Genomic DNA, 21,344 nt, shown 5'->3' on the forward strand with positions numbered 1-21,344 from the left:
AATGCTAGCTGTTTCATAATGGCTAAATATGTTACGATAAATCTAGACGGAATCTAGCTATCATAGTACCATGGTATGGTAGTGGTCAAAAGTCTTATTTCTATGGCTGATACAAAGCAAAATTCTAGTTTAGACTTAAGTTCATCTGGAGATATTGATACCAGTTTATCTGCCTCATCAAACGATTTGGTTGCAGTAACCTCCTCTTCTGATTTAAGTGCCCCTCCGCCTCCAGCTTGGGCAATGGAAGACCAATCAAATGAACCAGAAACCATTCCTTCTCAAACCGAAGAACCGTCTTTACCAGAAGAGGCTGACACAATCAGTGAACCAGAATTTTCTCAAAGTGAAAGTGGTCCAATAGATTTTTCTCAAGATATCCCAAGCCCTTCTTTAAATCAAGAAGAAACAGAAACCAGTCAAACATCTTTACAAACAGATTCTGCTATAGATTCAGGAATAGACTCTCAATCAATGACCGAGGCAAATAGTGATTTCGGTGAAGCCCTATCATCACTTGATGCTACTAGTCAAATAGCTACTCAAGAACCTCAAGATTTAAATCCAGTTCAATCAAATATTGAACCTCCAACAACTCCAGATTTAAGCCAAAATACAAGTTCTCAAAATGAGCTAGGTAATTTTTCTGAAGTACCTCCTCCGCCTTTTGCTAGCGAAGCAAATCAAAACCAACAAACTTTAACTACTGAAGCTGATCAGATCAATAATACTGAAGGAGTAGTACCTCCTCCTAGTTTTGCCCCACCCCCACCAAGTGAAAACATGCCACCAATCCCTCCAAGTTTTGAAGGATCTGCTACAGGTGGGGATACTATTGGTACTCCGCCTCCAAATGCAGCTATGGCTGGTGATCTTCGTCCCAAAGGAGGTTTAAAGAAAATGATTATGTTTGTACTGATTGCTTTGGCTCTGGTTAGTGGTTTGGCTATTATTGCTTTGAAAATAGTTCTACCTATGTTACAGGGAGGAAACTCTTCTTCAGAATCATCATCTAATTCAAGTAGTACTACGGCTAATACAAATACTAATGCCAATACTAATACTCCCAAAATTACGCTAACATACTGGGGATTATGGGAACCAAGTGAAGTTTTGGATGAAGTATTTAATAGCTATGAGCAAAGTAACCCGGATATTCAAATAGTCTATAGACAGCAATCTATTCAGGATTATCGGGAACGAGTTCAAGCTGCTATTGCTAGTGGTGAAGGCCCAGATATTTTCCGTTTTCATAACACTTGGCTTCCTATGCTTAAGACCGATTTACAACCAGATAGCAATAAAGTGATTAATTTAAGCCAGTTTTACCCAATTGTTAGTACCAATGTAGTGCTTGGTGGTGAGACATTTGGAGTACCTTTGGACTTTGATACCCTAGCACTTTATTACAATCCAGCTATGCTGGAACGAGCTAATCAAGAAGTTCCTGAAACTTGGGACGAATTGCGCAGCGTAGCTCAAGCTGTCAGAGTTCCTGCTAGTGGCAAAATTCAAGTTGGAGGGGTGGCTTTAGGCACAACTAATAATGTAGACAATTTTTCAGATATCTTAGGCTTGATGCTCCTGCAAAATGGAGCTAACCCAGGAGCACCAACTGATCGGTTTACTGAGGATACATTAACGTTTTACACGATGTTTGCTAAAGACTCTACTAATTCTCGAGTTTGGGATGAAACTATGCCAGCCTCTACCTATGCTTTTGCTATGGAAAAAGTGGCTATGATTTTTGCGCCAAGTTGGCGAGCTTTTGAGATTCAAGATATCAATCCAAGCTTAGAATTTAAAACTGCTCCAGTTCCACAATTGCCTGGCGGAAAAACTACCTGGGCAACATATTGGGTAGAAGGAGTTTCTCGAAAAAGTAAAAATCCTACCGAAGCTTGGAAATTTCTAGCTTATCTTTCAAGTGATGAAGTTTTAACTAAGCTCTATACTGCCCAATCAAACGTACGGATGTTTGGCGAACCATATCCAAAACCAAGTCTAGCTGAAACTATTATGACTGGGTCAGTAGCTAAGGCGTTTGTTGATCAAGGTACTAATGCTAGAAGCTGGTATTTATCCTCCCGGACATTTGATAATGGTATTAATGATCGGATTATCAAATATTATGAAGATGCTGTTAATGCGGTTAATGATGGTCAGCAACCCGCAAAAGTCTTACCTACTCTTGGGCAGGGAGTAGCTCAGGTTTTACAACAATACAACGTTACTACTTCTGCTTCCCAATAAGTTTGATTGTGTTTTTCCTCAAGATGATGTCTAATATTGCCTAATGGATACTATTACCCAGGCCATTATCAAAACTCTTATATATGCTGATTTGTTTGCATGGCCACTAACAGAATCAGAGCTGTATACCAAGTTGCAATCAAAAAAAATAATCAATAAACCTGCTTTTGCAAAAAAACTCCAAACGGCTCTTAAAAACAAATACATTAACTTTAGCAAAGGCTTTTATTTTTTACCTAAAAAAAACAAGTTAGTTTCCAAACGATTAACTGCTAAACCAATATATGCCCAAAAACTTGAGAAGGCTCAAAAGTTGAGTCACTTGTTACAATTTTGTCCAGGAGTTTTGGCGATTTGCCTGACTGGCTCGATGGCAGTTGGTAATGTAAAAAAAGATGACGACCTTGATTTTTTGATTATCACCAAACCTAACCAGCTGTGGCTAGCTCGTTTTCTAGTGCTTGGAATGGCTCAACTTCTAGGAGTGCGGCGAAAACCACATGACCATACGGTTACTGACAAATTATGCCTTAATATTTTTCTAGAAGAGGGTTATTTACTGATTCCTCAAAAAATCCAAAATCTATTTACAGCTCACGAGTTAGTTCAATTACAGGTTCTAGCCGGGCCAGAGTTTTTTTATCAAAAAATTATTTGCAGTAATCCTTGGATCAAGCAGTATTTAGCCAATGCTTTTTATATATGTCAAAAAAAGCCTGAAACAGGTAAAACTTATTCATCAAATATCTGGACTTTAATTAATAAAATTAGTTATCAGTTTCAGATGTGGTATATGCGGTCAAAACAAACTCGGGAATTGATTAGCTATCACTTTGCCTTTTTCCATCCCCAAGATAAAGCTCTGGAAATCTTAAAACGATTTCAGACTGGAAAAAAACAGTTTGGCTTGATATAATAAGGAAACTATAAACCTGTAACCCTCCTTGATCTACACAAGCGTGCCCATCAAGCAAAATCTATGGGAAGTTTATCTGGGAAAAAGGTGATTTTCATTTTAGCTCCTGCTAATTTTCGTGATGAAGAATATTTCCAACCTAAAGTAGTGCTTCAATCTCAAGGAGCAGAAGTGCTAACTGTGGCTAAAGGTGATCCTGAGGAAATGACTGGTACTCAAGGTGGTAAAGCTCGAACCGATGCTAAATTTGCCGATATCAATCCTGAAACAGTTGATGGTCTAATTTTTGTAGGCGGTGCTGGTGCCAGTACCTATTTCAACTACAAAACAGTTCACAAACAAATCCAAGCCTTTGCTCAAGCTAATAAAATTTTAGGTGCTATTTGTATTGCACCTTCTATTTTGGCCAATGCCGATATTTTAAAAGGTAAAAAAGTTACTGCCTCTGAAAGTCAAAAAGAGAACTTGCAAGCCAAGGGAGCAAAATACCAAAATCAAGCAGTTGTAGTTGACGACAACATTATTACTGCCAATGGTCCGGAAGCAGCAATTGCATTTGGTGAAGCCTTAGCTAAAGCCTTAGTAGCTTAATTTGACAGGTATGCACTTTTTAGCTAGAGTGCTGTCATGGGCCAAATTATTGACTTTTCTCAACTAAATTTACTGTCCAGCACCTTACATAAAAATAAAAAACGGATTGTTTTAGCTACCGGAGTGTATGATTTACTCCATCCTGGTCATCAACTATTTTTGCAAAAAGCTAAACGTTTAGGAGACATCCTGTTTGTTGGTTTGGAAAGTGATGCACGGGTTAAACAGCTTAAGGGACCAGGCCGGCCAGTAGAGGATTTGCAGACTCGGCTACAAAAAGTTACCAAACATACAGTAGCCGATTATGTGTTTTCGTTACCAACTACTTTTGACAAACCCAGAGTTCGGGAAGCATTGATTACAACAATCAAGCCCAATTTTTTAGCTGTTTCAGACCACACTCCATTTCAAAAACAAAAACAGGTAATACTGAAAAAATATGGTGGTACAATGCAAATAGTTGCAAAGCAAATTCCTGGTTTCTCAACCACTGCTCAAATTAGCAGTAAGCAGCGAATACCGCTACTTGACAAGGGTGAAGAGATTAGTAAAATAGCACTCGGAAGTAAAGACTGATAGTTTTCATTTGTTAGTTTTATTAACAAATTTATTTGAAAGGAGGTCGCACTATGGCAACGCCAAAATTGCAACCTACAGCCGGGTATATCCTACTCGAACCTCAGGAAGCTACTAAAAAAACCGCTTCCGGTATTTATTTACCAGATTCTCACGACGAAAAACCTCAGCAGGCTAAAGTTTTAGCAGTTGGTCCTGAGACCAAAAAAGCTAAAGCTCCTGTTAAAGTTGGTGATATGGTAATTTACAAAAAATGGGGCGGAGATGAAATCAAGCTTAGTTTGACTGACAAAGAGTTAGTTTTTGTCAAATTTGAAGACGTTTTAGCAATTGTTAAATAAATTATAAAATTTGAGATCTAAATTCTAAGGTATGTAGAATTTAGTAAAACTATATGGCAAAACAAATTCTCTACGGAGCAGATGCCCGCCAAAAGCTCCTAACCGGTATTCAGAAACTTTCCAATGCAGTTACAACTACTCTTGGTCCCAAAGGCCGAAATGTAGCTTTGGATAAAAAATGGGGTGCTCCCAATGTCATTCATGATGGAGTTTCGGTGGCTAAAGAAATTGAGCTTAAGGATCCGTACGAAAATATGGGTGCTCAAATGGTCAAAGAAGCAGCTTCTAAGACCAATGATACTTCCGGTGACGGGACCACTTCTGCTACCTTACTTTCTTCAGAAATGATTTCTGAAGGCATGAAGGCTGTAGCTGCTGGTGTTGATCCCATGGCTATGCAAAAAGAGATCAATGAAGCTGTCGAAAAAGTGGTAAAGCAGGTTAAATCCATGGCTAAACCCATCAAAACTTCAGAAGAGATTAAGCAAGTTGCTACCATCTCGGCTGGAGATGAAAAGATTGGTGCACTGATTTCTGAAGCTATGGATAAAGTTGGGACTGACGGAGTCATTACCGTTGAAGAAGGTAAAGGTTTGGAAATGGAATTGTCCTACACTGAAGGTATGGAATTTGATAAAGGGTATGCTTCCCCTTACTTTGTGACTAATCCAGATAGCATGGAAGCTGAGATTGAAAATCCTTACATTTTAATCACTGATCAAAAGATTGCTTCAGTCAGCGACTTTTTACCATTTTTAGAAAATGTGGTTAAAGTTACCAAAAACATTGTCATTATTGCTGATGAAATTGAAGGCGAAGCTTTAGCTACTCTAGTTGTCAATCGGCTTAAAGGAGCTATCAACGTTTTGGCAGTCAAAGCTCCAGGTTTTGGTGATCGTCGCAAAGCCATGCTGGAGGATATTGCGATCTTAACTGGTGGTACGGTTATCTCTGAAGATACTGGCCGCAAACTAGATTCAGTTATGATTGAAGACTGTGGTCAAGCTGACAAAATTTGGGCAGACAAGGAAAACTGCCGTATTATCGGTGGTAAAGGTGACAAAAAAGCCATTAGTGCTCGGGTTGCCAGTATTAAGAAAGAAATTGCAGCTTCTGACTCTGATTTTGACAAAGAAAAGCTGCAAGAACGATTAGCTAAATTGGCTGGCGGCGTAGCTGTTATTAATGTTGGGGCTGCTACCGAAATCGAGCTGAATGAGCTTAAAGAGCGGGTTAAAGATGCTGTTGAGGCTACTAAAGCTGCAGTTGAAGAAGGTATTGTGCCTGGAGGAGGAGTGACCTTACTCAGATCTCGCAGTGTTTTGGTGAGTAAAGATGCTGGTAAGACCAGTAAAGCTCAGGAATCAGTCACCTGGCGCGATTTTGAATCAGCTGGAGCTGGAGTGGTTTACAACGCCCTATCCAAACCAGTCATGAAACTAGTAGCCAATGCTAAAGCCAATGCTGAATGGGTAGTAGGTGAGATTGAAAAGAATAATAGCTCAAGCTATGGTTTCAACGTTAAAACTATGGAATTTGGCGATTTGGTTAAAATGGGAGTTTTGGACCCTGCTAAAGTGGTTCGAACGGCTCTACAAAACGCTGCTTCAGTAGCTGGTATTGTCCTGACTACCGAGGTTCTGATTACTGATGAACCAGAGGAAAAGAAAGATGATATGGCTGCTGCAGCCGGCATGGGTGGTGGTATGCCAGGGATGGGAATGTAAAGCTTTAGAAGCAATAAAAGAAAAAGCCCCGAGCAATCGGGGCTTTTTGTGATTTACATTAGGAAAGATAGTATGTTATTTTAAAATAATATATTATTATAAGATTTTATAAAAATGTCTATAGCTGAGAGATTATCTCCACCTATTCAAGTTGGAGACAGGACTATTGCAGAAGAAGAAATGATCGAAAGAGCAAAATTAGATCAGGGGATACTAGAATGGGTAACTGGATTATATCGAAGTGGAGAGTCATTAGAAAATATGTATGCTTTGGGGTTAGATAGAACAGAGTATACAGTATCTCTTTGTGCTACGAATGAACAAGGATATATTATTCCTTTTAGACAAAATGATGATTCTATCGAGTCCTCAACTATAAAAGCGCGGCTAGAAATTGCTGAAAGAGGCAAACCTGTTACGATTGCAATTGGAATAAATAATGGGCAAGTAACAGTTTTAAATCCTGAAACACGTAAGCCAGATAGCTATACGGCGGTCTTTGCCGGTCAACACAATAAGGTAGTTGGGCAAACACTTGAACTAGCTGGTAATACTTATACTCGAGAAAAAATTTTACAATTTATTGATCTTAGTGATGGTTTAGTTTGTCCGAATACTCAAGTTAAAGAATTAGAACCTATAGTTGACCACAACCTTTTAGAGGTTGATGGTTTCGTAAGAAGAAGTGAAGCCTTAAGAGAACTCAATGAATCACATCCTTTATTAATACAGTTTTTAGTTGGTAGAATTGTTAGTTATTTACAACAAAATAATATACAAGGAGAGGCACTTGCCAATAAACCCATATTTGAGCTATTGAGTATTCTTCCGCCTGAAGCAATAATTCCTCATTTCAGATGTGGATATAGATTACCTCAAAAAAAAGTTCAAAACTGGATTGAAAATCTGACCTCTAGGATTAATGATGATCTTGGACAGATAGAGAAGCGTAATAAAGTTAGAGCTTTATTGGGCACTTTAAATATTTTGGTTGCTTCTATGGTTATTACGAATGCTTGTAGAATTACGAATTTTCCTTTAGAACTATCTAGCGCAGCTTCAGTGACTTCAGCAGCTACACTTTACTTTTTGATGCTAGAGTCAAGATCTCAAAATTCCTTGGAAACAACAAGAAACTATTGTGAACAAATGCAGAGAATTATTGACCAATTAAAAAGTTTTCAATAATTAATGATATCTTTAATTTTCCAGCTCCACCGACTTAATCTCAGCAGAAAACGTAGCCATTTTTTCAACCAATTCCTGATCAATAGAATTATCAGTAGCAATCAAAACAGCATCATCAGTAGGAGTTGATAAAGAAATATAGCTGGTTTCAAACCCGTCAGGTAAAACAGTCAGTGGATCAATAACTACTCCATTTTGGTATACCTCAAAGTGAAGATGAGGTCCAGTACTCCAACCAGTAGAACCAACGTGACCTAAGACTGTATCTTTATCTACTTCTTGTCCAATAGCAATATCAATATTTTGCAAATGAGCATATCGAGATTCAATGCCATTCTCGTGCTTGACTAAAACACTCAAGCCATAGCCAAAAGCAGTATTTTCAATTGAAACTATCTTGCCTGAAGCAATTGGGTGAACTAGGTAGTTATTATTTCCGGCAATATCAATACCAGGGTGATACCAGGTAAAACTTTGAGAAATATAGCCGGCAACAGGTTGGCGAAATACTGTTTCGGTTTTTACTGGCTCTTCCTGTATCGTAATTTTAGTAAGCTCTGGTTTTCCGCTATCTGATTCTTGAGCAAAAATTGAGCCTTGTAAAATTGAAGCCAGGACAATAAAAATTGCCAGATTAATACCAATAATCTGCTTGGCTCTCTTAGCTTCAAATAGTTTTCTAAAAAACTTTGAAATAGGATGGCCAAGACGGCTATCTAAAGGAAAGATTGTCCTCCACAGTAAATACGGCATAGCTAGTAATAAAGCTATGATTTGATTGACTATGAAAAAAAGGACATTAAAGACTGTTTCAGAAAAAGACTGTTTAACAGATCGTTTCATGATGCAGCTTTTAAGCTGCCAAAGTAGAGTTTTTACTAAGCTATCACCTTTGTGGTGAGGAGAAGCTAAGCAAATTTAGATTTAAATTTGACAACTTCCCTTGTCGTTTTTATCCGACTTGACTTAGTAAAAAACAAAATCTTTCCAAGTGTGGAAAGAATTGCAGAATTTTAGCATATTTAATATGCAAAGTCAAGTAGTTATAGGGATATTCTGGGAAGTTTTAAGGCTAAAAATATGGAGGCCTGGAGGGGAATCGAACCCCTGTACGCGGTTTTGCAGACCGCTACGTAACCACTCCGTCACCAGGCCTTTTTTGAAACTTCTTTATTTTATCATGACAGACTGTTTTTTTAGACGTAATTTATGTCAGTTGTGGTATGATTAAAATATGAAACTTTGGCCCAAAGGATTACTTATTGTTTTGACTGCTTTTCTCTTATCTTCCTGCTCTATTCCTTTTATTGGTGATGGTAAAAAAGCGGCTTTATCAGTTAATACTACCCCAAAAGCCAGCATTTTTCTTGACGGCAATCATATTGGTTCAACCCCATTTTATGAGGAAAATCTAAAGCCTGGAGAATACACCATTAAACTTGTACCAGAGGATGGAGTTGGAACAGCCTGGGAAAAACGAATTACCTTAGCTAAAGGCATTTTGACTGTGGTGTCTCGAGAAATGGGAGAAACCCAAGAACTTTCCAGTGGTTATGATCTTTCACTGGAAGCAGATCAAAAAGACAAAACAACCATGTCGGTAGTAACTACGCCAGAGGGAGCAATTATAGCTATTGATGGAGAGCCAATTGGTTTTGCTCCTCAGACTGTAGAAGATTTATCTGCTGGTGATCACACTATCCTAATTTCCTCGCCCGGATATGTTGAGAAAAGCTTCAAAGCTCAGCTTATTGAAGGATATAAACTAATTGCCAGTGTCCAACTGGCTAAATCTGATGAACCAGTAGCTCAGGAAGATACAAATTCAGACAAAACAACAGGTACTGCTGACGAAGAGACTAAACAGGAAGAAGATAAAGCATTAGATGCTAATTTAGATGAAGAAACAGAGGAAACAGAAAAAGTTGGAGCTAATTTAAAACGACCTTATGTGACTATCAATGAAACTCCTACGGGCTGGCTTAATGTTCGTAAAGGCCCTAGTACCTCTGATGAACTTATTACTAAAGTTAATCCTGGCGATTCATACAAATATCTAGAAGCTAATGATACAGGTTGGTATAAAATTGAGCTGGAAGATGGTCAAGAAGCCTGGCTTTCCTCTAAATACGTGACTTTATACGAGTAAGTTTTAGGCTATTCCGTAGATAATAATTATCAGTAAAATTACCCAGATTCCTACAGTTAAAATTAGTGGCCAATCGTTAAGTAGTACCTCCTCAGGTGATTCCCCTTTATCTTGATCATAAATCAGTTGTAAATAACGCATAACCCCATAAATTACTAGAGGAATGGTGAGCATGAGCAATTTTTGGTTGACAAAGGCTCGAGGTAGATCAGCCATAAGCGTCAGGACATTGCCTTGAGTAATAAATACCTGCTGCTGAAACGTAAATAAGGCATAGGTTAACCACGTAGTATTGGCAAACATAGAAGTATAAATACCAAGTAAATTCTCTGGGTAATGAGATAAAACCTGACGCTGAGCTTTAAGTGATTTTGAGCGAAGTAAGGTTTTTTCAGACCGTCTTTTGCCTATAGCTAAAAATAGGGAAAAGGAGACCACGCAGAGCAGTAACCAGACATTGATATGGGCATCTATGGCAACAGCACCAGCATATACTCTTAAGATGAAGCCGCTAGCAATAGCCATGACATCTAAGATCGGGATGTGTTTAAGCCAGAGGGTATAAGCAAAGTGCAGCAAGACATACAAAAAGCTTAAAAAGAAAAAGAAAAAAGAAATTTGTAAAGCTAGCCACATACTGATAGTGAAAAGCAAAATAGCAATAAATAAAGCAGTGGGAATTGGAACTTTTCCAGAGGCAATAGGTCGATTTTTTTTCAGAGGATGAAGCCTATCAGAGGGAGCATCAATAATATCATTGAAAATGTAAACTGAAGAAGTAATCAGGCAAAAAACAGCTGTAGCCTGCAGGACTGTCAAAAATTTATCAGGAATAAACAACCAGCCCGTAAATACCAAGCCAGTAAATAGGCTTACATTTTTGAGCCATTGTCTGGGGCGGGCCGATTTGATGATGCCAAAAACTGCTTGATCCATAGAAGAAAAATTCCAAAACCAATAATCAGTATCATGATTGTATAGAATTTTTGCTGGCTATTCAATCTAAGGGCGATAAACCCTAGGATAGCCGTAATTACCCAGTAAAAAACTGCCACTCGTTGCTTGCTCCAGCCTAATTTTAACAAAGTATGATGAAGGTGTCTGGTATCACCCCAGATAGGTGATTTGCCAGCAGCTATTCGTCTGATAATGACAAACACCGCATCAATAATCGGAATACCTAAAACTACCAGTAAAGTACCAACTTTAGTAGTTGATAATATGGCTAGAGTGGCCAGGAAATAGCCTGCTAGTGAACCAGCTCCATAGCCCGGTAGAATTTTTTGGGGAAAAAAATTCCAAGGCAAAAACCCCAAATAAGCTCCCGCTACAACAAGAGCTAAAATGCCAGTTGTCCATTGAGTAATATCAGCTGAAAATGTCTGCGATAAAAGTGCAATAGTAATAGCAGCAATGGCTACGGTGCCAGGTAGTTGCCCATCTAAACCCTTTGACCAGTTGACAAAATTCATCAATCCCACAATCCAAAACAGAGCAAATAGATCAGCTAAGACCCAAATAGTTCGTAACTTACCAAATAGATATAAAGGGATTTGAGGTTGGTTCAAATAGATCAGAGATGCTCCAAAAGGATTAGTCAGAAAAGGAATGCCAATGCCGGCGGCCACTACACAGGCAGCTGCTAAAAACCCTATGCCAATTCGTAATGTAGGATTTAAGTCAAAAATATCATCCAGAATACCAGTAATAGTCAGTATTAAGCCTCCCAGTAAAATGCCTATAACATGTTTATCTAAAGGCAAAAATAATAAGGTAGCTAGTAAAATAGCTCCAAAGATAGCTAAGCCTCCTCCTCGAGGCAAAGGTTTAGTATGGATATGTTTAGGATGGGTTTTTCCAGCTGGATTATCAAGCCAGTTTTGACGGTGATAAAACCAAATTACCAAAGGAGTTAAACCAAGACCTAAGATTAAACTAACGATAAAAGGCCAAAAAGATAACATAGTTTAGGCAAGAATCAGAACGATTCTAATAACACTAATGGTTGAAAATAAAGTAATAATCAGTTGGGCCCAGAGCAAAATCTGTGGTAATAATGGGTCTTTGCGAATAAACATGCTGGCTAACCGGCTATTAATAATAAAAAACAGAGTGGCTAAGCCAGGAGACAGAGCCAGCCAAAGTTTAGGAATTAACTGTTCTTCTCCCCAAGGTTTACTAAAAAGTAACGGGATCTGAGGAGGAAGATATTGCAGACTTAAGCCAAAAACTAGCCAGGAAATACCAAGTAACAAAATAATTAAACGAATGAAAGCTAAAGATTGAGGATGTTTCAGTAGACTATCAAATTCTGCTTGAGCAGTTTTGATTGAAGCATTATTTGATCTAAGAGTAAGTGGTTTCATGGCTAATTTATTGTAGCAAAAGTTAGACTTTCTCAGTAACACGATACTCAATGTAGCGGCCCAACATAAGTCTAGTATGGGCATCAAGACCAGGTAGAGCTGAGAAGAAAAAGCCCACTACTGGCAAAAGAATATATTCAAATGGAGTGAGTAGTTTTTTCCAGAGCTTAACTTCTTTTTTACCAGGACGTTGGGTAAAATCAACCACAATAATTAAAAGCATTGAAAGCAGAGAAACTGTTAAAATTGCTGATGAAGTTTGAGGTAGGCTTTTACCTATCACGGTTCTGGCAAAATCTGGATTTAAAAGGGGTGGCAATGTAGCTCCAATAGTGATAGCAAACCAGTTGACTGGCCATAAAAAATGATCTTCAACCACTTTTAGCACCCTAATGGTTTTATCCCAAAAAGGAATTTGTTTAGCCTTAAGCCACTGCATAATAATATACGGATCATCTGAGGTGCCCCAGGCCCAGCGCTTAACTTGCTCATACTGGTTGACCATAGTTTTTTTAAAGTTTCTAGAGTTAGCAGCATCGGCATGGACTGGTAAGAAAATAGGTTCAACCGAGACTTTACCATCTGTTTTGAAATAGGCTTTGAAAAAGAGTCGGTAATCTTCTGGAATTACATCTGTATCCCAGTAACCAATTCGGTCAATTAACTTTAAAGAAGTAGAATAAGTTGAAAAGTTAATTAACCTATCTTTGCGGTTTAGCATGCCAATTTGGACAATGCTGGCATTGGTGGCAAAAACCCGGATCGGAGCTGGAATATCCCAGATATTGTTGTAGTACAAAATAGCTGGTTGCCAAAAGCGTTCATAACGCTTAGGATCATCGAGAAATTTATATGTTAACGTAGCAAAATACTGCTCATTAAAACGAGCGTCAACATCCTCGCTGCTGATGGTGCAATAGTCAATATCAAAACCCTGTTTATCAATAATTTCTTTCTTGGCAACTTTAGAAGCCCAAGCCATATTGGAAGATTTACCTACCACTTCTCCCTCTAAAACTGGATGAAAAGTACCGATAAAATTAGCAAACTTTTTACCGTATTTTTGTTTAAGCGTTTTGTATTTTTTTTGGGCTTCAGGTCCTTCCCGCTCTTCAAATCCTAGGACGATATGGATATTTTTAGTCGGAAAGGTCTGTGCGACCAAGGCATCTAAAGTTCTTTCTAAAATATATTGTGGTTCACAGTAGTTAGGGATAATGACAATGTGCTGAACTTTTTGCCAATCACCAAAATCTTTAACATCCCGCATCCAATCGTATTTTTGAAAAGCTTTAATTTTAAAATAAGATAAGGTGGCTAAAATACCTAAACTTAGTGAGCGGTATAGCCAGTATACGTCAAAAGCTAAAATGTAATAAGCTACTGCTACCGGTATTAACAACGATCCCCATATTGGAAATAAAATCAGCGACCAAGAAACAAAACCAGGGACGATTTCTAAAAAGCGAAGCAAGCGTTGATCTTTTTTAGTCTGAATATCCATATACGGGTTTAGTATTAGTATCTAGTATTTGCCCTCCAGAGAAAAGAGCAGGTTTACATTTTGGGTTGTTTGAGCAGCTACTTCTTCCAAGCTAAGCTGTTTTAATTCGGCCAGTTTTTGGGCTGTATAAATTAGGTTAGCGGGCTCATTAGGATAGCGTTTTTCTTGCCTAACAGGTTCTGGTACTAGGTACGGGCTGTCAGTTTCTAAGACAATGCGGTCTAGAGGAATAGTTTTTACCACTTCCTGTAGCCCTGTTTCATAGGTTAGTAAACCACCAATTCCTAAATAAAAACCCATTTCTAAAGCTCTTTTAGCAAATTTTTTACTACCTGTAAAGCAATGTAAAACTCCAGGTGCTATTTGTAAGTTGGCAGCTTCAACAAGATCTAAAATTTCATTACTGGCTTTACGGTTATGAATTACTAAAGGTAGCTGGTATTGTTTGGCCCATTCTAAATGCTGTTTAAATAATTGAAGTTGAGCTTCCTGTTGGTTTTTCGCTTGAGCATCGGCAAAATCTAGGCCAGTTTCACCGATTGCTACCACTTGTTTCCCTTTCTCTGCTAACAATTTTTCTATTGCTTTAGCCTGTGAAGGCCAGTCTCTAGCTGCTTCTTCCGGATATATCCCTAAAGCTACGTAAATACCGACATGTTTTTTAGCCAGATTTAAGACTTTTTCAGCTGACTCGGCATTAACGGTCGGATTAACGATTATCTCTATTCCTGAAGTCTTAGCTTGGGCTATGGCTTCATCAGGATTATCTAAATATTCAAGATGACAATGGGAATCGATTAACATAACTAAAAACTTAGAACTAAAAAGTAAAAATTATATTCTAGGAAAAAGTGGCTTGGTTGGTGGTGTTACCTTATTACTAAAAACTTCTAGGATTGTTTCTGAAGTCTGAGGTAAAAAGGGTTGTAAATTATAAGCAATAGCTTTGACCTCTTGAGATAAATGAGTCAAAACTTCTTGTGCTTTGTTACCAGATAAGCTCCATGGTTGGGTTTTATTGATTGCCTGGTCAGTTTCCTGAATTTTTTTCCAGACAGCCTCAATACTTAGGTGAAATTCAAACTTATCTAGATGCTTAGCCATAGTTTTATCAAAACCAGCTTCTTTTTCCTCAGAAACAAATAGGTTATTTTTAGCAGCCATGGTAGCTACCCGCTGGACCAGATTGCCTAGACCATTAGCCAAATCTGCATTATAAATTTCCTCAAAACGCTCATAGGAAAAGTCGCCGTCTTTAAAGGGGTGAATTTCTTTAAGTAAATAGTAACGGGTAGCATCAGCACCATACTTGGCAACTACTTCATATGGGTCAATGACATTACCTAAGCTTTTGCTCATTTTTTGTCCGCCAGAGGTAATAAAACCATGAATCAAGATTTGAGTGGAATTTGGTAAACCAGCCGATAAAAGCATAGCTTGCCACATGGCACTTTGCTGACGCAAGTTATCTTTACCAGCCAGTTGCATTCCAGGCCAAAACTTTTCAAATGTTTCCTGGTCTTGAGGCCAGCCTAGAGTGGAAATGTAATTGATCAAAGCATCAAACCAAACGTACATGACATGATTGGGATCATTTGGTACCGCAATACCCCAAGGCATTTTAGTTTTAAGCCGGGAAATACTAAAATCCTGCAAGCCAGCTTCGACAAATTTAACTATCTCTTTTTGACGCCAGGAAGGAAGAATAAAATGTGGGTTATCCTGATACAGTTTCAGTAGTGATTGCTGATATTTAGAAAAGCGAAAAAAGTAATTTTCTTCTTCTCTAGTTTCCAGCTCTAAAGTTGGATGTAAAGGGCACTTACCGTTTTCCAGCTCGCTATCTTGTTTTTCCAGCTCGCAACCGACACAATATTTGATTTTGTACTTAGCTTTATAAATATCACCATTTTCTTGACATTTTAACCAAAACTCTTGAGCGGCTTTAATATGATGGGGATTAGTAGTTCTTATAAAAGCATCGTAGCTTAGGTTCAAGGCCTTTTTTAGGTTATCAAACTTTTGAGCGTATTCATCACAGTAAGCTTGAGGGTCTTTATCTTGCTCTAAGCTTTTTTGATAGATTTTTTGACCATGTTCATCAGTGCCAGTATTGAAAAAAACTTCATTACCTAAAAGTCGTTGGTAGCGGGCAATAGTATCAGCCTGGACAATTTCCAAAGCAAAGCCAATGTGTGGGTCAGCGTTAACGTAAGGGAGCGTAGTAGTAAGATAAAATGGTTTTTTCACGATAACCGTATTGTAACAGATATGTAGGCAAGTTATAATCGTTCTTTGTTGTTATAAAAAACTACCTGTGTCATTTCAATTGGAGCAGAAAAATCTTACAAAAAGATCTTTCAACTTTTGTTTAAGATGACAACTACTAATGGCTACTTTTCTTCACTTGATTACTGATTATGGTACTGGTGATCCAGCCTTTGCCGAAGTTGAGCAACGTTTACTTAGTCTTAATCCTGATTTTTATCTTATTAAAACCTCGGTACCATCTTTTAACACCATTGCTACTGGTTTTTGGATCAATCAATTTGCTTTAGGTGATCATCCACAAAATATGATGATCTATTCCAATACGGCTCCAAGGAAAGATGATACTAAAAAACGTAAAGAAAATGCTGGGGAACATTTTATTTATGCTCAGCTTAAGAATGGTATGGAAATATGTGCGGTCAATGCTGGCTACTGTTTTTCCTTTATTAAACCCCATATTAAAAGTTTACATGCACTTAATGTAGCCAATCATGGTTCACAGTTTCGGTCTCGGGATTTTTACCCAGAAGCTGTAGCGGCAATTGCTAAAGGCGATACCAAACTGATTGGTCACAAAATGGATATTGCAAACATTCCGAACGAACCTAAAAACCGGATTGCTTGGGTGGATGGCTATGGCAACATCAAAACAACTATCCGTAAATCTCAGGTTACTTTTAAAGAAGGGGCTAAAGTCCAGATTATTGTCGATGGCGTAGTTCGGACAGCTTTGGTAACTGGGGGTATTTTCTCAGTAGCTGAGGGAGAACTGGCTTTTTCTCAAGGCAGTTCTGGTCACGACGATCCTTTTATGGAGATTTTCCTGCGAGGTGGCAATACCTACCGCCATTTCAATAAACCCAGTGTACACGCTGAAATTGAATTGCGGGAAATTCAATAAACTATTGGTGAACAGCAATAACTTTTATTTTGCAAAATTCTTGCATCCCAATTTTGCCATACTCTTTACCCATACCACTTTGTTTAAAACCACCAAAAGGACACTCTGGTTTGAAAAAATCATCAGTATTAATGGCCACTGTACCGGCTTCAAGCTGAGCAGCCACTCGCTCAGCTTTAAGCAAATCTTTAGTATAAACCTCAGCGCTTAGGCCATATTCAGTTTGATTAGCCAATTTAATTACTTCTTCTTCGGTTGAAAAAGGAATGATGGGCAAAACTGGTCCAAAAACCTCCTCGGTCATCAATCTCATAGTAGGTTTAATCTTACTTACAATAGTTGGCTCAAAATAATTACCTTTGGCAATTTTTTGATCTTTTGGCTGCTTTCCCCCGGTTACAATTTTGGCGCCTTTTTTATTGGCGTCGGCCAATTGATCTTTTAAAAGTTGCAGTTGTTTGATAGAAACAAGCGGGCCAATATCAGTTTTTTTATCTAGAGGATTGCCAATCTGAACAGTCTGTAATTTTTTGACAAATAAATTTACCACTTGAGGATAAATTGATTTTTCAACGAAAAGACGTTTGATGGCAGTGCATACTTGACCACAATTTAAATAGCGAGCCCAATATAAATTATCCATAGCGTGATCTAAATCGGCATCAGCAAAAATAATAGCCGGACTACTACCGCCCAGTTCCAGTAAAGCTTTGATAAATTTTTTACCAGCTTTTTCATAAATTTGCCGGCCTACTTTTGTACTACCCGTAAACCAAACCAGATCAATATCAGCATCAACTAAAGCTTGACCAACTGTACCATCACCAATTAAAAGATTAGCTACTCCTTCAGGTAAACCACTTTGATTGAGTAAATCAACATTTAATTTTTGAGTTAGGCTCGTATATTCAGAAGGCTTAATGATAGTAGTATTGCCAGCAAGCAGAGCCGGAATTAAACCCGAGTTAACCATGGAAATAGGAAAATTCCAGGGAGCGATGCAAGCACAAACTCCATACGGTTCAAAAACCATTCTGAAATGATCCGGACCTTTTTTATAAACAGTCTCGTCAGCCAGAGCTTTAGGAGCAGTTGTAGTATAGTAGTCAAGGAATTCTAGTTCCCAAGTAACATCATCACGTGATTGTTGTATGGGTTTACCCATTTCCAGAGTTGTCAGCTTGGCAATTTTTTCTACGTTTTTTTCTAAAATTTTTCGGTATTTTTTGATATAACTAATTCGTTTTTCTAAAGGAACTTGTTGCCAAGTTTGAAAAGCCGCTTTAGCTTTTTTAATGGTTTTGTTAATTTCTATTTGTGATGAAAAAGGCAAACTGCCAACAACTGATTGATCATGAGGATTGATAGATTTTAAGATCATATTATTTATCCTTTCCTTTATTACGATAGATAAAAATTTGGCCAATAATAATGGCAGTGGTAATAATTCCTAAACCCTGTCCAAGAACAAGAACTACATCTTTTTGTAAAATGCCGTGAATAGTCCACAAACAATAGGCAACAAAAGAAAGAATCATGAAGGTACTAGATAAACCTTTGGTGGATTTGCGATGGTAGTTTTTTCTGATTTGGTCTGGGAGACCAATGATTTTAACGAGAATTCCAATTATTAAAGTTAAAAAGCCTATTATTCCGGCAAAAGTTATTGATTGTAACAAAACCATACTTTCATTGTATACCATTGCTGTTTATTAGACTTATTACAAAATGAGCAAATATACCCAAACTTGTCTTTTTGTCAATTTTCGTCGTCACTCAACACCTCAGGTACGGTTAGTACCATCAGTATTGAGTTCCTTGAAAATTGGCCAAAAATCCTACGTTTTGCTAACATTTTTTATTTTGCAATAAGTCTAACTTACTTACCAAACCAGCCAGTGATTTTATCAGCCCACTTACTGGCCCATTCTTCAGCTTTAATGTAGGTGAGAGCTAGGGTAAAACCAGGCCGTTTTTCTTCAATAGCTTTTTGAACACTAGCAATAGTGGCTGAAGAAACTTTAACTTCTTTTTTGATGTCTTCGTAAGATTTACCTTTATTAAGATAAATGATAATAGCCAAGCGTTTTGCTAAAGCAATATGCTCGGTTTCGGTTAAGAAATCATTTAAAAAAGTTTGAGCCTTATCTTTTTTAGTAATATCAGCAATGAGTTGAGCGAAAATTTCTTTGAGTTGACTTTCAAATTTTGGATCAAGCTGACGTTTGCTTATTTGCATGTTCTGGGTCCGGAACAGGAGGACTTTGATTATTTAAATTCTTGCTTTGTAGCTTAACATTAGTTTCTGAAGCTGTAAAGAAATAAATCAAAGCAATTACTAGTCCGACGATAAATAGGGGGTTTATCCAATCTCGAAAACCAAACAAGCGAAGAACTAAAATAGCAACTAGCCCCAAAGAAGGTAATAGTAAAAAAACCATTTTAGATATAAAAATATTAATAGTTAAACTCAGAGAAGCAACCAGTAATATAAAAAAAGGAGCATAGTAATAATCAACCCAGGTTTTTGGCTCCACAAAAAGGACTACGTAACCAAAAATCAACCAAGCAGCAATAGCTAAAATTAATTTAGTAATGAGGGATTTCTTCGAGCTGGTGCGGTACTTAGTTTTTTTTCGAGGCATTACGTCTATTGTACACAAGAATTAGTAATTTGGTGGTAGAATGGTTAGGCTATGGTGAGTACTGAATTTATCATTTTTGCTGCTCTAATTATTCTTTTACTAGTAGCCTTTTTATTTATTATTTTGTCTCAAATAAAAAAGCTGCAAAAAAGTACTTCATCTGATCAAACGCTCATTCAATGGTTGCAATCCATGCAACAGTCTCTTAATCAAAATAATAAAAATATTAACGACACTTTGGCCCAAACTACAGCTACCATTAATCGGCGTTTAGATAATACGATTGGTGTCATGACCGAAGCGTCTAGAGAAGTAGCGCGAATGAATGAGCTAGGCCAATCAATTAAAGATTTACAACTATTACTCCAATCACCTAAATTGCGAGGTGGTATTGGTGAGGAAGTGCTGGCTGATATGCTGGCTCAAATTTTCCCCAAAGGCAGTTTTTTTCTCCAGCACGGCTTTAAATCTGGAGCCAAAGTGGATGCAGCTATCAAAACTACGGCCGGTCTCTTATGCATTGATGCCAAATTTCCCATGGAAAATTTCCAAAAAAAGGTCAAAGCTGATACTGCTAAAGAGCGGGAGCAATTTGGTAAATTATTTACAGCCGATGTCAAAAAACATGTCAAAGATATTGCCAGTAAATATATTTTGGCAGATGAAGGGACAGTAGATTTTGCTTTTATGTATGTGCCCTCAGAAACTATTTTTTACGAAATTGCTAATACACCGGAAATTTTAGACTTTGCCAAAAGAAACCGGGTTTATCCGGTTTCGCCCAATACCCTATATTTGCATTTACAAACTATTTTACTGTCATTTGAGGGCCAGAAAATTGAAGCCAGGGCTAAGCAAATTATGAGCCTGCTTAAAACTTTGCAAACTGATTATGGCAAGCTTGATGATAATTTGCAGATTTTAGGTAAGCACTTAAATAACGCTTCCAACCAATACGTCAATACTTCGCAACAATTTGGGCGTTTGGGTCAAAAGCTCAATCAGAGTGAATTACTGGAGGGTGGAGAAAAATAATTATGAAAACAGTATTTTTATGCACGCCTCATAAATTAGGTCAACTTAATTTTGACTTGATTAAACGAATTGAAAAATTAGGCTTTAAAGTTTTATGTGCTGTAACTCATAGTCCACAAAATGTTAGTTATCAACAAATGTTTCAGACTAACGTTAATCTCATCAAGCAAGCTGATATTTTTGTAGTGGTTTTGAAAGATTATGGTAAAGATCTGACGGCTGAAGTAGGAATGGCTTATGCCTGGCAAATCCCCAGTATAGGAATTGATTACAATGCTGATAAAACTGATGTAATGAGCTATTATGCCTTGGATGAAATCATTAAACTAGAAGATTTAGAAAAGACTTTAGAAAAATATCGATAGCATGTCATTCTGAACTTGTTTCGGAATCCCAGTATTTAGAAATGAATTATTGGAAAATTCCACCAAAAATAAAAATCTATGAAGCCATAGGCTGCATTGCTGATAAGAGAATTAAAATAACACAAGATAAAAAATCAGCTATAGTCAAGTCTTCTAGTGGCAATAAAAAATACCAAGTGTTTTACAAAAAAGAGAAACAGGAAATTCTGGCGAATGACAATGGATCATATTGGCAAGGCTATCTAGGTTATCCAGCAATTGCTTTTTTGATAGAAATTGGCAAAATTGAGTATGACCAGAGCGTTAATAAATTTCTTAATAATTTAGCTTGGAAAGATATAAATGTTAAGTTTAAAAATGATTATCATAAAACTATTAGGTATGTTTTGACAAAAAATACCAATGAGGAAGATAAAGAAAAGCTTATTAATGAGATTAATGGAATTTATAACCAGCTTAAGAATTTAAAACTTAAGAAACTTGAGAAAAATATTAAACCGCCAGTTGGTTACTAAT

23 protein-coding genes and 1 tRNA gene are annotated in these 21,344 nt (G+C 37.5%); 12 read left to right on the forward strand and 12 right to left on the reverse strand.

Annotated elements, in window-relative coordinates:
• The first annotated feature begins 75 nt into the window (after window positions 1-75).
• From GYA49_00500 to GYA49_00530, 7 genes are all read left to right on the forward strand, one after another.
• Complete coding sequence (locus GYA49_00500) at window positions 76-2,253, forward strand: extracellular solute-binding protein (protein NMC35504.1); 2,178 nt, start codon at window positions 76-78, stop codon at window positions 2,251-2,253.
• A 43-nt stretch (window positions 2,254-2,296) separates the two neighbouring features.
• The gene (locus tag GYA49_00505; protein ID NMC35505.1) at window positions 2,297-3,169 is read left to right on the forward strand and encodes a hypothetical protein; all 873 of its coding nucleotides are present in this window, start codon (window positions 2,297-2,299) and stop codon (window positions 3,167-3,169) included.
• A 63-nt stretch (window positions 3,170-3,232) separates the two neighbouring features.
• Window positions 3,233-3,760, forward strand: a complete 528-nt coding sequence (locus GYA49_00510) for a hypothetical protein (GenBank protein NMC35506.1) — start codon at window positions 3,233-3,235, stop codon at window positions 3,758-3,760.
• 36 nt (window positions 3,761-3,796) lie between these two features.
• Entirely contained in the window at window positions 3,797-4,336 is a 540-nt protein-coding gene (locus tag GYA49_00515) for an adenylyltransferase/cytidyltransferase family protein (protein ID NMC35507.1), read from the forward strand.
• 53 nt (window positions 4,337-4,389) lie between these two features.
• A complete protein-coding gene (locus GYA49_00520; protein ID NMC35508.1) occupies window positions 4,390-4,677 on the forward strand; it encodes a co-chaperone GroES in 288 nt (95 codons plus the stop codon).
• 53 nt (window positions 4,678-4,730) lie between these two features.
• Window positions 4,731-6,404 (forward strand): chaperonin GroEL, encoded by a 1,674-nt coding sequence (groL, locus tag GYA49_00525; GenBank protein ID NMC35509.1) that lies wholly within the window; start codon window positions 4,731-4,733, stop codon window positions 6,402-6,404.
• Between the two features lie 114 nt (window positions 6,405-6,518).
• Window positions 6,519-7,592, forward strand: a complete 1,074-nt coding sequence (locus GYA49_00530) for a hypothetical protein (GenBank protein ID NMC35510.1) — start codon at window positions 6,519-6,521, stop codon at window positions 7,590-7,592.
• Between the two features lie 12 nt (window positions 7,593-7,604).
• Here GYA49_00530 and GYA49_00535 read toward each other — a convergent pair whose 3' ends face one another.
• Both GYA49_00535 and GYA49_00540 read right to left on the reverse strand, forming a co-directional pair.
• Window positions 7,605-8,435, reverse strand: a complete 831-nt coding sequence (locus tag GYA49_00535) for a M23 family metallopeptidase (GenBank protein NMC35511.1) — start codon at window positions 8,433-8,435, stop codon at window positions 7,605-7,607.
• 238 nt (window positions 8,436-8,673) lie between these two features.
• Window positions 8,674-8,747 (reverse strand) — tRNA-Cys (locus GYA49_00540).
• A 79-nt stretch (window positions 8,748-8,826) separates the two neighbouring features.
• On the opposite strand from GYA49_00540, the gene GYA49_00545 reads away from it, so the two are divergent.
• Window positions 8,827-9,741 (forward strand): PEGA domain-containing protein, encoded by a 915-nt coding sequence (locus GYA49_00545; GenBank protein ID NMC35512.1) that lies wholly within the window; start codon window positions 8,827-8,829, stop codon window positions 9,739-9,741.
• Window positions 9,742-9,744: 3 nt separating this feature from the next.
• Here GYA49_00545 and GYA49_00550 read toward each other — a convergent pair whose 3' ends face one another.
• Genes GYA49_00550 through GYA49_00575 form a run of 6 tightly spaced genes read right to left on the reverse strand, consistent with a single transcriptional unit; the run spans window position 9,745 to window position 15,864 of the window.
• Entirely contained in the window at window positions 9,745-10,677 is a 933-nt protein-coding gene (locus GYA49_00550; GenBank protein NMC35513.1) for a UbiA prenyltransferase family protein, read from the reverse strand.
• Window positions 10,614-11,705, reverse strand: a complete 1,092-nt coding sequence (locus GYA49_00555) for an undecaprenyl/decaprenyl-phosphate alpha-N-acetylglucosaminyl 1-phosphate transferase (GenBank protein NMC35514.1) — start codon at window positions 11,703-11,705, stop codon at window positions 10,614-10,616. Before GYA49_00555 ends, GYA49_00550 begins: the two co-directional genes overlap by 64 nt.
• A gap of 3 nt (window positions 11,706-11,708) precedes the next feature.
• Window positions 11,709-12,107: a hypothetical protein gene (locus GYA49_00560; GenBank protein NMC35515.1), complete on the reverse strand. Its 399-nt coding sequence runs from the start codon at window positions 12,105-12,107 to the stop codon at window positions 11,709-11,711.
• A 22-nt stretch (window positions 12,108-12,129) separates the two neighbouring features.
• Window positions 12,130-13,611, reverse strand: coding sequence for a glycosyltransferase family 2 protein (locus tag GYA49_00565; GenBank protein NMC35516.1), 1,482 nt, complete (start codon window positions 13,609-13,611; stop codon window positions 12,130-12,132).
• Window positions 13,612-13,632: 21 nt separating this feature from the next.
• The gene (locus tag GYA49_00570; GenBank protein ID NMC35517.1) at window positions 13,633-14,415 is read right to left on the reverse strand and encodes a TatD family hydrolase; all 783 of its coding nucleotides are present in this window, start codon (window positions 14,413-14,415) and stop codon (window positions 13,633-13,635) included.
• A gap of 30 nt (window positions 14,416-14,445) precedes the next feature.
• Entirely contained in the window at window positions 14,446-15,864 is a 1,419-nt protein-coding gene (locus GYA49_00575; protein ID NMC35518.1) for a methionine--tRNA ligase, read from the reverse strand.
• 136 nt (window positions 15,865-16,000) lie between these two features.
• Between GYA49_00575 and GYA49_00580 the strand changes: the two genes are divergently transcribed.
• Window positions 16,001-16,783 carry an SAM-dependent chlorinase/fluorinase gene (locus GYA49_00580; protein NMC35519.1) on the forward strand — a complete coding sequence of 261 codons (783 nt, stop codon included), beginning with the start codon at window positions 16,001-16,003 and terminating at the stop codon, window positions 16,781-16,783.
• A 1-nt stretch (window position 16,784) separates the two neighbouring features.
• Here the strand turns inward: GYA49_00580 and GYA49_00585 are convergent, their stop codons facing one another.
• The 4 genes from GYA49_00585 to GYA49_00600 form a co-directional block, all read right to left on the reverse strand.
• Window positions 16,785-18,164 (reverse strand): aldehyde dehydrogenase, encoded by a 1,380-nt coding sequence (locus GYA49_00585; protein ID NMC35520.1) that lies wholly within the window; start codon window positions 18,162-18,164, stop codon window positions 16,785-16,787.
• A gap of 1 nt (window position 18,165) precedes the next feature.
• Window positions 18,166-18,468, reverse strand: coding sequence for a PQ-loop repeat-containing protein (locus tag GYA49_00590; GenBank protein NMC35521.1), 303 nt, complete (start codon window positions 18,466-18,468; stop codon window positions 18,166-18,168).
• Window positions 18,469-18,662: 194 nt separating this feature from the next.
• Window positions 18,663-19,022, reverse strand: coding sequence for a hypothetical protein (locus GYA49_00595; protein NMC35522.1), 360 nt, complete (start codon window positions 19,020-19,022; stop codon window positions 18,663-18,665).
• A complete protein-coding gene (locus GYA49_00600; GenBank protein NMC35523.1) occupies window positions 18,997-19,428 on the reverse strand; it encodes a hypothetical protein in 432 nt (143 codons plus the stop codon). Before GYA49_00600 ends, GYA49_00595 begins: the two co-directional genes overlap by 26 nt.
• Before the next feature lie 51 nt (window positions 19,429-19,479).
• Between GYA49_00600 and GYA49_00605 the strand changes: the two genes are divergently transcribed.
• Genes GYA49_00605 through GYA49_00615 form a run of 3 tightly spaced genes read left to right on the forward strand, consistent with a single transcriptional unit; the run spans window position 19,480 to window position 21,343 of the window.
• Window positions 19,480-20,463 (forward strand): DNA recombination protein RmuC, encoded by a 984-nt coding sequence (locus tag GYA49_00605; protein NMC35524.1) that lies wholly within the window; start codon window positions 19,480-19,482, stop codon window positions 20,461-20,463.
• A 2-nt stretch (window positions 20,464-20,465) separates the two neighbouring features.
• The gene (locus GYA49_00610; protein ID NMC35525.1) at window positions 20,466-20,828 is read left to right on the forward strand and encodes a hypothetical protein; all 363 of its coding nucleotides are present in this window, start codon (window positions 20,466-20,468) and stop codon (window positions 20,826-20,828) included.
• A 41-nt stretch (window positions 20,829-20,869) separates the two neighbouring features.
• Window positions 20,870-21,343: a hypothetical protein gene (locus tag GYA49_00615; GenBank protein NMC35526.1), complete on the forward strand. Its 474-nt coding sequence runs from the start codon at window positions 20,870-20,872 to the stop codon at window positions 21,341-21,343.
• Window position 21,344: the final 1 nt, after the last annotated feature.

The sequence above is a fragment of the Candidatus Beckwithbacteria bacterium genome (assembly GCA_012797845.1).
Taxonomy (GTDB): domain Bacteria; phylum Patescibacteriota; class Microgenomatia; order UBA1400; family UBA1449; genus JAAZOH01.

What these genes read in the sequence shown, in the direction of transcription:
- GYA49_00605 (NMC35524.1), top strand. Translation starts at nt 19,480, where the DNA reads ATGGTGAGTACTGAATTTATCATTTTTGCTGCTCTAATTATTCTTTTA.
- GYA49_00530 (NMC35510.1), top strand. Translation starts at nt 6,519, where the DNA reads ATGTCTATAGCTGAGAGATTATCTCCACCTATTCAAGTTGGAGACAGG.
- GYA49_00590 (NMC35521.1), bottom strand. Translation starts at nt 18,468, where the DNA reads ATGGTTTTGTTACAATCAATAACTTTTGCCGGAATAATAGGCTTTTTA.
- GYA49_00505 (NMC35505.1), top strand. Translation starts at nt 2,297, where the DNA reads ATGGATACTATTACCCAGGCCATTATCAAAACTCTTATATATGCTGAT.
- GYA49_00610 (NMC35525.1), top strand. Translation starts at nt 20,466, where the DNA reads ATGAAAACAGTATTTTTATGCACGCCTCATAAATTAGGTCAACTTAAT.
- GYA49_00550 (NMC35513.1), bottom strand. Translation starts at nt 10,677, where the DNA reads ATGGATCAAGCAGTTTTTGGCATCATCAAATCGGCCCGCCCCAGACAA.
- GYA49_00570 (NMC35517.1), bottom strand. Translation starts at nt 14,415, where the DNA reads ATGTTAATCGATTCCCATTGTCATCTTGAATATTTAGATAATCCTGAT.
- GYA49_00585 (NMC35520.1), bottom strand. Translation starts at nt 18,164, where the DNA reads ATGATCTTAAAATCTATCAATCCTCATGATCAATCAGTTGTTGGCAGT.
- GYA49_00510 (NMC35506.1), top strand. Translation starts at nt 3,233, where the DNA reads ATGGGAAGTTTATCTGGGAAAAAGGTGATTTTCATTTTAGCTCCTGCT.
- GYA49_00535 (NMC35511.1), bottom strand. Translation starts at nt 8,435, where the DNA reads ATGAAACGATCTGTTAAACAGTCTTTTTCTGAAACAGTCTTTAATGTC.
- GYA49_00560 (NMC35515.1), bottom strand. Translation starts at nt 12,107, where the DNA reads ATGAAACCACTTACTCTTAGATCAAATAATGCTTCAATCAAAACTGCT.
- GYA49_00545 (NMC35512.1), top strand. Translation starts at nt 8,827, where the DNA reads ATGAAACTTTGGCCCAAAGGATTACTTATTGTTTTGACTGCTTTTCTC.
- GYA49_00515 (NMC35507.1), top strand. Translation starts at nt 3,797, where the DNA reads ATGGGCCAAATTATTGACTTTTCTCAACTAAATTTACTGTCCAGCACC.
- GYA49_00600 (NMC35523.1), bottom strand. Translation starts at nt 19,428, where the DNA reads ATGCCTCGAAAAAAAACTAAGTACCGCACCAGCTCGAAGAAATCCCTC.
- groL (NMC35509.1), top strand. Translation starts at nt 4,731, where the DNA reads ATGGCAAAACAAATTCTCTACGGAGCAGATGCCCGCCAAAAGCTCCTA.
- GYA49_00595 (NMC35522.1), bottom strand. Translation starts at nt 19,022, where the DNA reads ATGCAAATAAGCAAACGTCAGCTTGATCCAAAATTTGAAAGTCAACTC.
- GYA49_00565 (NMC35516.1), bottom strand. Translation starts at nt 13,611, where the DNA reads ATGGATATTCAGACTAAAAAAGATCAACGCTTGCTTCGCTTTTTAGAA.
- GYA49_00555 (NMC35514.1), bottom strand. Translation starts at nt 11,705, where the DNA reads ATGTTATCTTTTTGGCCTTTTATCGTTAGTTTAATCTTAGGTCTTGGT.
- GYA49_00580 (NMC35519.1), top strand. Translation starts at nt 16,001, where the DNA reads ATGGCTACTTTTCTTCACTTGATTACTGATTATGGTACTGGTGATCCA.
- GYA49_00500 (NMC35504.1), top strand. Translation starts at nt 76, where the DNA reads ATGGTAGTGGTCAAAAGTCTTATTTCTATGGCTGATACAAAGCAAAAT.
- GYA49_00615 (NMC35526.1), top strand. Translation starts at nt 20,870, where the DNA reads ATGAATTATTGGAAAATTCCACCAAAAATAAAAATCTATGAAGCCATA.
- GYA49_00520 (NMC35508.1), top strand. Translation starts at nt 4,390, where the DNA reads ATGGCAACGCCAAAATTGCAACCTACAGCCGGGTATATCCTACTCGAA.